This window comes from Idiomarina sp. UBA3176 (assembly GCF_002364295.1).
Taxonomy (GTDB): Bacteria; Pseudomonadota; Gammaproteobacteria; order Enterobacterales; family Alteromonadaceae; genus Idiomarina; species Idiomarina loihiensis.
On record NZ_DEXU01000025.1, the window covers coordinates 66,279 to 79,352 of the forward strand.

Genomic DNA, 13,074 nt, shown 5'->3' on the forward strand with positions numbered 1-13,074 from the left:
TAATAACAGGAGGTTACCCATGAAGAACTTTAAAATGGCACTACCAGCAAGTTTAATCGCAATTTCAATGCTGACTCTTTCGGGCTGCAGTGACGCTGAAACCGAAAAAGCGGAATCAAAAGCTGAAAAGACTATGCAGCAAGCTGAAGATAAAACTGAAAACGCGATGCAAGAAACTGAAGACAAAGCTCAGGAAGCAAAAAGCTACACTGAGGAAAAAGCTGAAGACGCTGGTGAATATGTTGATGATGCTGTCATCACCACTAAAGTCAAAGCAGTTATCTTCGAAGACGATAACCTGAGCAGCATGGATATCAATGTTGAAACGAACAACGGAATTGTTCAATTGTCAGGTTTCGTTGAGAACGATGCCGATATCGATACCGCAGAAAACTTGGCGGCTACAGTGAAAGGTGTTAAAGACATCGAAAACGATATTCAGGTTCGCGAAGAAGATTAATTATTTTTAAATACTCCCTGGTAAAAAGCGGCTTCTAAGCCGCTTTTTTTATACCCTTAGAACTAGAACACCGAGTAGATTACTGATAACTTTACGACATAACAAAAATAAGAATCCAAACTATGTCAAAAGATGCATTTAGCAATCATCCCATAACACCTGAAGACCTTCCGCAGGTGAGTGCTCAATACTTTACACCACTAAGTAACACCTATATTAAGGTCAATCTAATGTGCCGCTTAGTTTTTTGGTTAGTGGTAGTGAGTGCCCTATTAATTCTTTATTGGCAGCCTTGGGTTGCTCTTCCTAAGCTGCTCGAGCTTTATTTGCCTCAGATACAATTAGCTGCCGGAGGGTTTGGCTTATTAAGTTCGGCTTATGGCATTTTAGCTGACAAAAATAAAGGATATGCCATACGTGAGCACGACTTTAGCTATCGTAGTGGTGTTATATTCCAGTCAGTAGTCAGTCAGCCTATTTTACGTATTCAGCATGTTGAATTAAAACATGGGCCCATTGACCGACACTTTGGACTGGCCAGTTTGGAAATTTTTAGCGCCGGCGGAACCATGCACACTTTCGCAATACAGGGTTTACCAGAAGAGAAAGCTCGTGAAATCCGTTCCTACGTACTAACCCATAGCGACATCACAGCCAATGACTAGTTATCAGGACCAATGGCTGAAACTATCACCCGTAGCGATTATTTATTTCGCTGTTCAGTTCATCAAAACCATTGGTAACAACTTATTTTATTTACTGCCGGCTATTTTTGTTGGCTACAATCAGTTTTCCGAAAATGCCTTAATAATACTATCGGGGCTTGGCGCTCTATTAATCTTTGTTGCTATCTCCGCTTTGCTCAAATTTTATTTCTATCAATATCGGTTGAGCGAAGGTCGAGTTCAGATTCATTCCGGAGTGTTCCAGAAAACCCATATCGACCTTCCCTTCGAGCGCATACAGAATGTCCGTTTTGAACAACCCATTTTCTACCGTCCAGCGAATCATGTCTGCATGCTTCTGGACACGGCCGGTTCCAATAAACTCGAAGCAAAAATTATTGCTTTACCCAAAAACGTAGCCGAGTCTCTAAAACAAGAAATACTCGCTCATAAAACCGAAGATACTCATCAAGCAACAGACCACCAACCTCAACCTAATGAGGAACGCCTGCTAAATTCACGCTCCATGCGGGACTTAGTTATTCATGGCCTGGCCAGTAATCGTATCTGGATTGTATTGGGTGCGTTAGCGCCTTTCTTTAACTCCTTTTCAGACAGGGTTGTTGAAGGCATAGAAAGCTTCGGAGTGGACGTTGATGCGCTTATGGCCTCTTCGCAATACGCATTCTGGCAGTACGTATTATTCTTCTTTTCTATCGCCTTTATTGTTATTGCCCTAATGGCATTAATTTCTGTCTTAGGTTCTGTAATCACCTTCTACGACTTTAAGTTAACTCGCAGCGACGATCGTTATATTCGCCGCAACGGACTTTTTACCCGTCACGAAGTCGTTATGAAGCTGTCACGACTGCAAATGATTGCTTTACAACAAAACTGGCTCGATCGCGTGCTGCAAAGAGTTAACTTAAAATTCGAACAGCTCAATGCCAACTTTGAGCGCCAGTCCGCAGGAACTTCAGGTGGAAAAATTATTGTGCCATCGGTTACTCTCGAAGAAGCACATAAATTGGCAACAGAAACCTGGCCCAATAATCAATTAAGCAGCATAAGCTATAACCCGGTCAGCAAGCGACTGGCTATTAGAAACACGCTCATCGCCTTTTGGCTGTTTGTCCCTCTTGCCTCCGTGCTTACTTATTTTGAAAAAACAGAACTGGCAATAGCTTCAATTGCTGCCTTTGTGCTGTCTACTGCCTTTATCATTCTGGCCTGGAAACGCCGCGGCTATGCAATTGACAATAACTTTGTTTATCTCAGAAAAGGCCTTATTGGAGTGAATTACCGCTGCTTCCCTATTCACAAAGTTCAGCAGACAAAGTTTTCGCAAAGCTGGTTTATGCGCCGCTTTCAGTTATGTTCGGTAAAATTTGTACTGGCTTCTGGTGGGCAAACCCTGCCTTTTATTAACGCGCAAACTGGTGAGGAACTCATAGACTCCTGCCTTTATCAGGTGGAAGCATTGAAAAAATCCTGGATGTAAAAAAGGTGTCGATTTTCTTTTCCCTCATTCGACTAAACTAAAAGTAAAGAAGAGGTGAATGTTATGAAGTATCTTTGTTTAGTCTATGCCAATGAAAAGCAACTGCACAGTCTCCCTGAGAGCCCTGAAGACTCAGAATGTAACGCATATGCGGAACAGCAGCATTCCTCCGCTACTTTTATCGCAGGCGAAGCTCTCGAGTCTATAGAAACAGCCACCACCATAAGGCCGCGTGGTGACGAAGTTATCATCACTGACGGTCCTTTTGCTGAAACAAAAGAACAATTAGTCGGCTTTTATATGATTGAAGCGCGGGATCTCAATCATGCGATTGATTACGCAAAGGGCATTCCCGCCGCGCGAGTCGGTTGTATTGAAGTCAGACCCGTACGGAATCTGGATATTTAACTTTAATGCCCGGACTTAGTATTCAGCAACAGGTGTCATTACTTTATAAGCAGCAGTCACGCAGAGTGCTGGCGACTTTAATTCGATTACTCGGCGACTTCGAACTTGCAGAAGAAGCGATGCAGGACGCTTTTTCTGCCGCTTTAAAGCAATGGCCTACCGAGGGTATTCCACGACAACCACGTGCCTGGTTAATCTCAACCGGGCGCTTTAAAGCCATTGACCGACTACGTAAACAACAGCGACAAAAGGCCTGGGTTACAGAACAAGAGCATGAAGAGCCTGATTATTCGCTCAGTTTTCCGGAGCATGAAATTAATGACGATCAACTTAGGTTGATTTTCACTTGCTGCCACCCTGCACTGCCGGAAGATGCACGTATAGCTCTAACCTTACGCGAAGTTTGTGGATTAACCACAGAGCAGGTTGCCAGTGCCTTTCTGCAAAAACCCACCACTATCGCGCAACGCATTGTACGTGCTAAGCGTAAAATTCGTGAAGCCGCTATCCCATACGAGGTGCCCGAAAAACAACAATTACCAAAGAGACTGAATACCGTTCTACAAGTGATTTATCTTGTTTTTAACGAGGGTTATTGCGCCTCATCAGGCGAAAGTTTAATTAATTCAGCACTTATGGACGAAGCCATACATTTAACCCAACAGCTATCATTACTACTTGATACCACCGAGACAAAAGGTCTACTTGCACTCATGTTGTTCCAGTCTGCACGCCGGACGGCTCGAACCAACGACAAGGGGCAATTGCTGCGACTTGAAGAACAAGACAGAAGCCTTTGGGACCAACAGCAAATTACCGAGGCAGACAGTTTGCTGCAAAGTATCTTGCCAAGGCCGGACATTGGGCCATATACCATACAAGCCGCTATTGCCGGACTTCACGCCAATGCTGAACATTATAAAGATACCAACTGGCGGGAAATTCTCGCATTTTATGATCTTCTGCTAAACATGCAGAATACCCCAGTCGTAGCACTCAATCGAGCGGTGGCATTATCCATGGCCTTTGGCCCCGAAAGCGGTTTAAAAGCCATTGAACAGTTAAACCATTCAGGTAAATTAGAGCATTATCATTTATTCCATGCCTGTCAGGCGGACTTTTATCGACAACTGAAAGAATTACGAAAGGCCGCAAAATGCTATCAACAAGCCATTGAACTGAGCAGTCAGTCTGCAGAGCGCAGGTATTTACAAGAGCAATTAAAAAAACTAAATAACTCATGATTTTCTGTCGATTCTCCATCTAATGAAACGACTATTAAATGAAGTTCACCTTCATTACTCTTAAGGAGAAACGTTATGCAGAATACAGAGCAATTCTTAAAAGACTTCAGTAATGCCTGGGCAACTCAAGATACCAGCATTATTCTGAACGCCATCAGCGAGGACTTTCAATTTCGTATGGCAAATTGCGAAGAGGCAGTGAAAGGCAAAGCCGCATTCGCCGACTGGTTGAAAAACATGGATTGCGGTGATGGGAAAGCAACCATTACTCACGATAAAGTCGTTATAAATGGAGAACAAGCGGCGATAACCGGCGAAATAACCGTTACCGGCACTAAGCCTGAACAACGTTTTGCTTTTTGCGATATTTACACTTTAACAAACAACAAAATTAGTACCTTAACAGCCTATTGCGTTAAATTCGGTGAAGGCATGGGTTGCGAATAGCAAAAGCCCCTACAGTTACCTGTAGGGGCTTTTAGACTTGCCTATAAAACAGCATTCAAAGCAAACCAAATGCCTTTCACTTCAAAATCGGTTATCAAGGAAGCGAAAATATCGATCTTGTATAAAAGCGGCATCACTGGCTGAAAAAGCTAACGGAGATAACTCTGTAAAACGACGAAAATCACGATTCATATGACTTTGATCGGTATAACCGAGGCTGGCAGCAAGCCCGGCCAAATTATGGTGGCCTTTTAAAAGCTCTTTAGAGGCAAAATGAAAACGAATAATTTGAGCATAAAGCTTAACTGAAATACCAACAGCCTGAATAAAGTCTCGTTGAAGCTGGCGAATACTTTTCCCGTAAAGATGTGCACATTCAGCTAGTGATAGCTGACCTTTATGAACCTCTAGTGCTTTGATTAATCGGTCAATCGGCGACGTTGAAGGCGGCTTCTGCTGAAGATGAGACTCTAATAAAACATCCAGTTTCCGGAAAATATTTCCACCGCACAAGGTCTCTTCAACTCCGTTAAATGATAACGCCATAGTTTCTTCTGCCGCTTCATAGTAATCGGTAAACTCATTAGCCGCAGCAGTCAAAAAATGCCGGCTTTGCCCGGGTTTAAAATTTATGCCCAAATAGCGGCTACCCAGATCAAGTGGATAATCTATTCTGTGGGTAACCGCACCGTAGACGCGATTAATACTGCCGGACATACGAATATTAAAAACCACATCGATAGTCCCGTCAGGCAAAATCGGGCAATGTGAGTCATGATTATTTCGGCTCAGCCAGTAATGCGTAATATAGGGACGCAATGATAAAGCTGGCAATGAAAAGACAATATCGTTGTTATCCACTTCAGTTCCTGTCCGTCAATTAACCCCGTACGCAAAGCCTTTAGCAAACCGATTCCAGGCATTCACTAAATTGATCAGCGCGGTCAAGGTAACAATATCACTCTCATCTAACACCTTTGCCAGACGATCAAATTTATCAGCCGCAATTTTCCCTTTGGTTAAAAAGGTCAAACACTCCGCCCACTCCAGAACCGCTTTTTCCTGTTCAGTGAACTCTGGAAGCTCCTGAGCTACATCCAGAGAACTCAGCTTAGCCGGGCTAATTCCCGCGTCAACAGCTTCAGTATAGTGTAATGAAACACAAAAACTGCAGGTGTTTAGTTGGGAAACTCTTAGTTTAATCAGTGCTGCCAACGACTTATCTAGTGTCGAATGCTCAACCACCTGATTTAACTCTGAGAAAACTTTCATAACCTCAGGGTTTCTGGAAATAAGGGTTCACACGATTACTGTTAATCATCACAAAATCTCCTGCCAGTTTTTAATAGCTAAGCTATAAAGTATTGCACTGCGGTTATTGTAAAATTCGGACATGTGCTATCTTTTAGTCGTTTTTCTCTTAAGTTATTCGACACAACCACAGTGACCTTATATGGAATTACCTTTCTCGCAAGCCTGTGAAAACAACAAAGATCCTATACTCCAGGTTCTTAAAACAGCGTTTTCAGACTGCACTCGTGCTCTGGAAGTAGGCAGTGGTACAGGCCAACATGCCGTGTACTTTGCCAGCCAACTGCCTAATATTCATTGGCAAGCCAGTGATCAGAAAGAGTACCTACCGGGAGTAACAGCCCGGATAAAACAAGAAGGTGTAGCCGACCAGCCATTACCGGTTGAATTTAATGTGTTTGCAGACGCACCGGAAGGAACATTCAATGCTCTTTTCACCGCAAATACCTGCCATATTATGCCCAAAGAAGGGGTTGAAAGGCTCTTCGAGCATTTGGGAGGGGAGCTTAGTAGTGTGGAGCGTTTATGTATTTACGGACCTTTTAACGACAACGGTCATTTTACCAGCGACAGTAATCGTCGCTTTCACCAGTCGCTGCAATCGCGTAACAGCGACATGGGAATACGTGATTGGCAATGGATTGCAGAGCTGGCCAATCAGCAAGGCTTTGAACTGAAAAAGATGCACGCTTTGCCGGCCAATAACCAGCTGCTGGAACTTAAACGTTAGCCCTTTATTGATAAGTGATAAGGGCTAACGAAAGCTAAGGCCCGTTATTTAGTATTGGGAACAATACGTAACTCTACCCGACGGTTTAACTGACGTCCGCTTTCGGTATCGTTATCTGCAACAGGCATACTTTCTCCATAACCTTCGGTTGTTACCCTGCGGGAGTCCACGCCGTTACCCACTAAATTATTGCGTACCGCATTAGCACGATTTAACGACAGTTGCTGGTTGTATTCAGCAGAGCCTGTACTGTCGGTGTGCCCTTCTATCAGCATGGTGGTTTTTTCGTACTTTTTCAGTACTCGCGCAACATCGTCCAGTACTGGGTTGAAGCTTTGAGAAATATTCGCACTGCCGGTAGCAAACGTAATGTTACTGGGTAACTGCAAACGCAGGTTATCACCGTCACGTATTACCTTCACACCACTGTCAGCCAGTTCTTCCCGGAACTCTTCTTCCTGCTTATCCATATAAGAGCCTATAGCACCTCCGGCCAACGCGCCTACCGCCGCGCCCCAGACATAACGGCTTTTATCATGATCGCCCGTACCTTTACCCAGCAAAGCTCCAGTGACAGCACCAATAGACGCGCCTTTCTGGGTGTTACTCATATTTTCACAACCCACAAGTGCTAACGAAGAGAACATCATAGTCAAAACTAACTTTTTCATACTCTAACTCCATCAAAACAATGAATGCCCAAAAAGCTAGCATGATTTAGTATAGTCACTGATGAGATTTGCGGATTTTTTACTTAACTTATTTTCTCTTAATGCCCAGCAGTGATAACTTATTATAAAAGTAGTAACTCACATATGCGTTTCCATTAATATGACAATAACTGACCCTACCGAGGCTCGTAAGGCTTTAATAACGTTCTTGCGAGACAATGCTCCCGTAACAGTCATTACCGGCGCAGGCATAAGTACAGACTCAGGAATTCCTGACTATCGCGATAATAAAGGCGAATGGAAGCGCACACCTCCGGTTCAGCATCAGGATTACATGCGCAGCGAAGCAGTACGAAAAAGGTACTGGGCGCGGAGCTTATTTGGCTGGCCCGTGCTTTATCACGCGAAGCCTAACTCAGCGCATTACGCAATAGCAGAATTACAGCAGCAAGGACTTATTGGCTGTGTTATCACGCAGAATGTCGACGGCTTGCACCAAAAAGCCGGAGCCACGCATGTCATTAACTTACACGGATACGCCAACGACATGGTTTGCATGAGCTGTAGGGAAATAACCCCACGGTTGGAGATGCATGAACGCAGCCTGGAATTGAACCCGGACTTTGCGACCCTAGAGGCAACCGCCGCACCGGACGGCGACGCTGACCTTGAAGCCGACTTTGAACAATTTAAAGTCGCCGCCTGCCAAAGCTGCGGCGGTATTCTAAAACCGGATGTCGTGTACTTTGGTGACAGCGTGCCCCGCCCACGGGTTGAAGAAGCTCAAAAGGCTATAGAAGACAGCAACGCCCTGCTGGCTATTGGTACCTCACTTATGGTCTTTTCCGGTTATCGCTTTGCCCGCCAGGCTCACCAAAACAATCAACCTGTCGCTCTGTTAACTCTGGGGAAAACACGAGCCGATGACCTGGCAACTCTAAAGCTCAACTGCTCTATCAAGGACGTACTAGCATGAACTACTGGCAGTTATTCTTTCCGGGCTGAGCGCCCGCGTGAAAATAAACGGGCTCTCCCGGGCTAGTTCAGAAAACCTTAAATATTCGGCTTGTACTCAAAACCTTCTTCAGCCTGAGAGTCGGAGAAAGTTTTTATTTTTTCTTTATGGTTCAGCATAGAGTTAACCAATGAATTTGGGAACACTTCAATACCGTTGTTAAAGTCTTCTACGTTCTGGTTAAAGATGCGAATTGCCGCACCAATGTTTTCCTGCTGGTCGGTAATTTCTCTCATCAATTTCTGATAAGTTTCTGAAGCCTTCAGTTCCGGGTAGTTCTCGACAGTAACGTTAAGGCTTTTAAGCAGCTCGCCAGTCCTGGCTTCCGCCTGCTCAAGTTTAGCCGTATCGACTTTACCACTATCCAACCCCTGCAGAGCGCTACGCAATTCGGTCACTTTAGTCAGAGTGCCCTGCTCAAACTCTTTATAGTCTTTCACGACATCTTCTAAGTGCGGAATAATTTTATTTTTTTGACGCTCTTGTGTAATAACATTAGCCCATGCTCTCTCGACAGCATTTGCGCGGCTAATAATGGCGTTATATATAGCAATAACGGCTATCACTAAAACAAGGGCTATGCCAATAGCTATCCATGTTCCTGTCATTGTTTTACTCCTAAAAGTTACTGTCTAATTTGGTCATTAAATAGTGAATAAAATCAAGCGACGTTCTTAACTTTGCAAATTCCTGCTCGCCGTCCAGAGCTTCAATAAAAGCCTCATAGTCGCATATCTTAGCGTCTTTAGTTGTGGCAATAAGGTCTTTGTCCGCGAACGAAAGACACAAATCACCGGCGTCATTCACCTCGAAATTCATCTGCGATAGTACCTCAAAGAACTCTTCAAAAGCGATAACCACGGTTGGTTTCATCGCTTTTGCAGCTTCCAATTCACTGGCAGCTACCACTTTAAACTCTTTGTTAAACCGGTTGGACGCAGGCTTATAGGTGGCTTTTCCTGCCCCAGGAAGGCCAAAACCTACAACAGCAACATTGCGTAACAAGCCGAAAGGCAAAATAAGCCCGTAGCGATCATAATGATCGTACACTTTCTTTCTGCGTGTTCTTACCTCACCTTTGCTGTCCGTATAGGTTTCAGTGACAATCCGCTCATCAACATAGTGAAAGTGATAATACTGATACTGAAAGGAATATTCGCTGCCGCTGTAGCTTCCATCATAAAGCGCGTGAATTTCACGCTTGTAATTACCGCGGTTAAAGTCACTGAAGCGTTGCTGGAACTCATTTGACGCAGTTCTGCTCTCAAATACAGCAGGCGACAAGTCATTATCCAGTAAACCATCGCGTTGCAGTAAAGCATGCGACGCCTTGGTCATAAGCCTGCCCGGGTAAAAAGCGGTAATTCCGGCAACCAAAGTTAAAACACTACCTACGGCCAGAATAATCCAGGTACTTTGCTGAAAACGTTGCCACTGAGACCAATCCCAGTATGTTAATGCGGAGGTTGCCAACAGAAGAACAGTAAAGGCTATCCAGTAAGCTTTCATATTAAACTGGTAGCTTCCAGAAAAGGCTTTCAGGTCATCAATAACCGCGTCGAGATTCTCGCGGGTACGGCTGTTATGCGCCTGAGTTTCAGTGCGCTTTAGCAATTCAATAAGAGCTTTGTTGTTTTTCTGATAGAGCACGGCAATCAACATATAAATTAGTTAAAATTTGGTGGTCAGTTTAATGCTTCGGTCTTTTCGATACCAGTCAATATTTGTAAAACTCGGCCCATAACAAACTGGTTCCATGACTCTAAATGGTGCTAAAAAACGAAATTAAGCCTAACTAAATGTGTTTTTATAATTTCTGGTAAGATGTTTAGCTCCTATGCAAACAAAGACGCCATTAAGAGGTAATTAATGAAAGCTGTCATACTCGATGCAGAAACCCTGGGCAAAGGTATTGATCTTTCCGCCATTGAAAAGTCCGTCGACGAGCTGATTTTATATGATTCAACAACGCCCGAGCAGGTTAATGAGCGGATTAACGATGCTGAAATTGTTATAACAAATAAAGTCGTCATTAATGAACAGGCTATTGAGACCGCTGAGCAGTTAAAGCTAATTTGCGTGTTAGCCACCGGAATGAACAATATTGACTTAGCGGCAGCAAAAAAGCTGAATATTCCGGTTAAAAATGTTGAAGCTTACGGTACAGAGAGCGTGGTTCAGCATACTTTAATGATGATGCTTTCGCTGGCGACTAAGCAACCTGTTATGCAAAAACGAGTCGCAGCCGGTGACTGGCAAAGTTCGTCCATGTTCTGCCTGTTAGACCCATCCATTATTCAACTAGCCGGCAAGAAGTTAGTTATTGTTGGCTCTGGTGAGCTCGGCCAGGAGGTAAAAACTCTGGCAGAAGCTTTGGGGATACACGTTGAGTTCTCAGCACGCCCCGGAAAGAAAGATGATCCGCGGCCAACGCTAAATGAGCTACTACCTTCTGCAGACGTCATCTCTTTTCACTGTCCGTTAACGAATGACACCAAAAATTTGCTTAACGCAGATAATCTCAAACTTTGTAAAAAAGACGCTCTGATTATTAATAATGCCCGAGGTGGTGTTATCAATGAACAGGATGTAACTGAAGCGCTACGAGCGGGAAAAATTGGCGGTGTTGCCGCTGATGTTCTGCCTCAGGAACCACCTAAAGATGGCAACCCCTTGTTGGATGCGATGAACGAAGGATTAAACCTGATTGTCACGCCTCACAACGCCTGGACATCACCTGAAGCACGGCAGCGTATTGTGGAGCTTACTGCAGAAAATATTCAGAGTATTCAGGGAAAGAACTAAAACTTGAGTTAACTTCGAATATTAATGTGTTGGCAGCTATTTTCACGCTGCCAACACGTATTAGTCAAGGTTAATAAGCTTTCGTTTAAGGGAATTCACTCAGTTCAAATTCATCCTCAAAGCGCTCATCTTTCAACCGGCCATCCTCGTAAACCGAGATTGAAAACGGTTGCCCTGACTGAGTATAAGACCAGCTTTTTCCATGTCGCCTGTCTCTTTTATACTCGCTGATATTGAACAATGCGCCTTCATCTGTGAAGTTGACAACAATACCGTCCAGGTAGCCTTCACTATCGAAGGACTCAACGCCACGCAAGTAACCTTGTGGAGAGTAAGTACGCCACTCCCCTACTTTAACGCCGTTTTCATAGCTTCCCCGGGATATTTCATAAGGCGCATAGCCAAGCGCAACTTGCCATTCTCCCTCGCGTTTACCCTCGACATACTCGCCTTCAACAACGATTTCACCGTCGGCGTATTCCTGGTAAGCCCCGTCTAACAAGTCGTCTTTATAGTGCTCGCGTAAACGCAAGTCGCCATTTTCACCATAGACTTCACGGACACCATCAAGCTTACCCTCTTCGTCGTAATGCTCGTTTATCTTACCGTAGCTGTCTTTTGAAACCCATTCACCGACTTTCTTACCATGGTCGTATTCACCGGACGTCGTAACCTTTCCGTCTTTATCCGTTATCGTATAAGGCCCATGCCGTTTACCTTCAACGAAACGGACTTTTTCCAGACCATTTCCATATCGGGAAATATAAAGGCCATGCAGATCGTAGCCTTTAAACTCGCGGCGGTCTCGCACGTTTCCATCTTCGTCATAGCTTTCGTTTAACCGCCAACTATTATCAACAGCCTGACGATTTAAGCGAGTCAGTTGCTCCGAGTCGTTGTACCATTTTTTCTCTTCGACTAAACCATGCTCAGCGGTTTCAACATGTTCCATTGAGCGTGTTAACTGACCGCTTTCATCATAGCTACGGGATGTAAGCAGTTTTCCATCGTCGTTACGCTTTTCATATTGCCTTAGCTCGCCGTTCTCGTAATACAGCTTAGTTTCGCCTACTCGTTTACGATTTTTATATTCTTGCGTTCGTTTAACCGAACCATTCTCATAATAGTCCGTCGACAAACCATTGAGCACACCGTCCTCATAAAAGGATTCTTTAACCAAATTCCCTTCAAAGTCCCAACGTTTTCCTATTCCTTGCTCAACATCATCTTTATATTCAACTTCATACTTAACCTGACCATTTTCATAATAATGACGCATCAAACCATTACGTTCACCGTCTTTCATGGTTTTTTCGGTCAATAAGTAACCTGTCGACGCATAAGTTCTGTAAGGTCCATTGAGCTCACCATCTTTATAGGTCATCTCACGTTTTTTATGACCATTTTGGGAGTAAACGGTGGTTTCACCTTGCTGTTCACCATTAGTATCCCGCTGACCTTCCGATCTTAAAACACCAGATTCAAAGTAGGTTTTATACGGCCCAATCGCTATGGCCTCAGCAAAATTAAGGGAATCAGCACCGGTTTCATAATAAGGCCCGCCATCAATGTAGTTGATATACAGGCGAAAACCGCCGTCTGTCTTTTCTACTTTATCTAATAAATATTCGGCTTCACTTCTGTCATCTGTTGGCTGTAATTCATCATCCAGCCATTTAATTGACTTCTCAGCTTCAGCCACTGTTTTCGGCACTTCATTATTCTGCTCGCTTTGCTCGGCAGAAAAAGCAAAGGCATTAGACACAATTAAACTGGAAGCGATAGCAAAAAGTAGGGTTCTACCCAGATTTTACGGA

At 44.0% G+C, this 13,074-nt stretch carries 15 protein-coding genes; 9 read left to right on the forward strand and 6 right to left on the reverse strand.

Annotation, left to right across the window (positions count from 1 at the left end; genetic code table 11):
• Positions 1-19: 19 nt before the first annotated feature.
• The 6 genes from B2U97_RS12600 to B2U97_RS12625 all read left to right on the forward strand — a co-directional run bounded on the left by B2U97_RS12600 (position 20) and on the right by B2U97_RS12625 (position 4,725).
• Complete coding sequence (locus tag B2U97_RS12600; RefSeq protein ID WP_286822688.1) at positions 20-460, forward strand: BON domain-containing protein; 441 nt, start codon at positions 20-22, stop codon at positions 458-460.
• 122 nt (positions 461-582) lie between these two features.
• Positions 583-1,125 carry a PH domain-containing protein gene (locus tag B2U97_RS12605; RefSeq protein ID WP_286822689.1) on the forward strand — a complete coding sequence of 181 codons (543 nt, stop codon included), beginning with the start codon at positions 583-585 and terminating at the stop codon, positions 1,123-1,125.
• Positions 1,118-2,626, forward strand: a complete 1,509-nt coding sequence (locus B2U97_RS12610; RefSeq protein WP_286822690.1) for a PH domain-containing protein — start codon at positions 1,118-1,120, stop codon at positions 2,624-2,626. Before B2U97_RS12605 ends, B2U97_RS12610 begins: the two co-directional genes overlap by 8 nt.
• A gap of 63 nt (positions 2,627-2,689) precedes the next feature.
• The gene (locus B2U97_RS12615; protein ID WP_286822691.1) at positions 2,690-3,034 is read left to right on the forward strand and encodes a YciI family protein; all 345 of its coding nucleotides are present in this window, start codon (positions 2,690-2,692) and stop codon (positions 3,032-3,034) included.
• Between the two features lie 5 nt (positions 3,035-3,039).
• Positions 3,040-4,278, forward strand: a complete 1,239-nt coding sequence (locus tag B2U97_RS12620; protein ID WP_286822692.1) for an RNA polymerase sigma factor — start codon at positions 3,040-3,042, stop codon at positions 4,276-4,278.
• A 75-nt stretch (positions 4,279-4,353) separates the two neighbouring features.
• Positions 4,354-4,725: a nuclear transport factor 2 family protein gene (locus B2U97_RS12625; RefSeq protein ID WP_286822694.1), complete on the forward strand. Its 372-nt coding sequence runs from the start codon at positions 4,354-4,356 to the stop codon at positions 4,723-4,725.
• An 81-nt stretch (positions 4,726-4,806) separates the two neighbouring features.
• Here the strand turns inward: B2U97_RS12625 and B2U97_RS12630 are convergent, their stop codons facing one another.
• Both B2U97_RS12630 and B2U97_RS12635 read right to left on the reverse strand, forming a co-directional pair.
• Positions 4,807-5,586: a helix-turn-helix domain-containing protein gene (locus B2U97_RS12630; RefSeq protein ID WP_286822695.1), complete on the reverse strand. Its 780-nt coding sequence runs from the start codon at positions 5,584-5,586 to the stop codon at positions 4,807-4,809.
• A gap of 15 nt (positions 5,587-5,601) precedes the next feature.
• The gene (locus tag B2U97_RS12635; RefSeq protein ID WP_286822696.1) at positions 5,602-5,997 is read right to left on the reverse strand and encodes a carboxymuconolactone decarboxylase family protein; all 396 of its coding nucleotides are present in this window, start codon (positions 5,995-5,997) and stop codon (positions 5,602-5,604) included.
• Positions 5,998-6,178: 181 nt separating this feature from the next.
• Between B2U97_RS12635 and B2U97_RS12640 the strand changes: the two genes are divergently transcribed.
• Entirely contained in the window at positions 6,179-6,766 is a 588-nt protein-coding gene (locus B2U97_RS12640) for a DUF938 domain-containing protein (protein ID WP_286822697.1), read from the forward strand.
• 44 nt (positions 6,767-6,810) lie between these two features.
• Here B2U97_RS12640 and B2U97_RS12645 read toward each other — a convergent pair whose 3' ends face one another.
• Positions 6,811-7,437 (reverse strand): OmpA family protein, encoded by a 627-nt coding sequence (locus B2U97_RS12645; protein WP_273025122.1) that lies wholly within the window; start codon positions 7,435-7,437, stop codon positions 6,811-6,813.
• A gap of 160 nt (positions 7,438-7,597) precedes the next feature.
• On the opposite strand from B2U97_RS12645, the gene B2U97_RS12650 reads away from it, so the two are divergent.
• Positions 7,598-8,413: an NAD-dependent protein deacetylase gene (locus B2U97_RS12650; protein ID WP_272991086.1), complete on the forward strand. Its 816-nt coding sequence runs from the start codon at positions 7,598-7,600 to the stop codon at positions 8,411-8,413.
• Positions 8,414-8,490: 77 nt separating this feature from the next.
• Here B2U97_RS12650 and B2U97_RS12655 read toward each other — a convergent pair whose 3' ends face one another.
• Positions 8,491-9,060 carry a LemA family protein gene (locus tag B2U97_RS12655; RefSeq protein ID WP_011234809.1) on the reverse strand — a complete coding sequence of 190 codons (570 nt, stop codon included), beginning with the start codon at positions 9,058-9,060 and terminating at the stop codon, positions 8,491-8,493.
• Between the two features lie 10 nt (positions 9,061-9,070).
• On the reverse strand, positions 9,071-10,114 hold the full coding sequence (locus B2U97_RS12660) for a hypothetical protein (RefSeq protein ID WP_272991088.1): 1,044 nt from the start codon (positions 10,112-10,114) through the stop codon (positions 9,071-9,073).
• 207 nt (positions 10,115-10,321) lie between these two features.
• Between B2U97_RS12660 and B2U97_RS12665 the strand changes: the two genes are divergently transcribed.
• Positions 10,322-11,257 carry a D-2-hydroxyacid dehydrogenase gene (locus tag B2U97_RS12665; protein WP_272991090.1) on the forward strand — a complete coding sequence of 312 codons (936 nt, stop codon included), beginning with the start codon at positions 10,322-10,324 and terminating at the stop codon, positions 11,255-11,257.
• A gap of 85 nt (positions 11,258-11,342) precedes the next feature.
• On the opposite strand, the gene B2U97_RS12670 is transcribed toward B2U97_RS12665, so the two are convergent.
• Positions 11,343-13,022, reverse strand: a complete 1,680-nt coding sequence (locus B2U97_RS12670) for a toxin-antitoxin system YwqK family antitoxin (protein WP_286822699.1) — start codon at positions 13,020-13,022, stop codon at positions 11,343-11,345.
• Positions 13,023-13,074 lie beyond the last annotated feature (52 nt).

Bases quoted from the DNA above. Each gene is read 5' to 3' on its own strand.
- B2U97_RS12600 (WP_286822688.1), top strand. From the start codon at position 20: ATGAAGAACTTTAAAATGGCACTACCAGCAAGTTTAATCGCAATTTCA.
- B2U97_RS12605 (WP_286822689.1), top strand. From the start codon at position 583: ATGTCAAAAGATGCATTTAGCAATCATCCCATAACACCTGAAGACCTT.
- B2U97_RS12610 (WP_286822690.1), top strand. From the start codon at position 1,118: ATGACTAGTTATCAGGACCAATGGCTGAAACTATCACCCGTAGCGATT.
- B2U97_RS12615 (WP_286822691.1), top strand. From the start codon at position 2,690: ATGAAGTATCTTTGTTTAGTCTATGCCAATGAAAAGCAACTGCACAGT.
- B2U97_RS12620 (WP_286822692.1), top strand. From the start codon at position 3,040: ATGCCCGGACTTAGTATTCAGCAACAGGTGTCATTACTTTATAAGCAG.
- B2U97_RS12625 (WP_286822694.1), top strand. From the start codon at position 4,354: ATGCAGAATACAGAGCAATTCTTAAAAGACTTCAGTAATGCCTGGGCA.
- B2U97_RS12635 (WP_286822696.1), bottom strand. From the start codon at position 5,997: ATGAAAGTTTTCTCAGAGTTAAATCAGGTGGTTGAGCATTCGACACTA.
- B2U97_RS12640 (WP_286822697.1), top strand. From the start codon at position 6,179: ATGGAATTACCTTTCTCGCAAGCCTGTGAAAACAACAAAGATCCTATA.
- B2U97_RS12645 (WP_273025122.1), bottom strand. From the start codon at position 7,437: ATGAAAAAGTTAGTTTTGACTATGATGTTCTCTTCGTTAGCACTTGTG.
- B2U97_RS12650 (WP_272991086.1), top strand. From the start codon at position 7,598: ATGACAATAACTGACCCTACCGAGGCTCGTAAGGCTTTAATAACGTTC.
- B2U97_RS12655 (WP_011234809.1), bottom strand. From the start codon at position 9,060: ATGACAGGAACATGGATAGCTATTGGCATAGCCCTTGTTTTAGTGATA.
- B2U97_RS12660 (WP_272991088.1), bottom strand. From the start codon at position 10,114: ATGTTGATTGCCGTGCTCTATCAGAAAAACAACAAAGCTCTTATTGAA.
- B2U97_RS12665 (WP_272991090.1), top strand. From the start codon at position 10,322: ATGAAAGCTGTCATACTCGATGCAGAAACCCTGGGCAAAGGTATTGAT.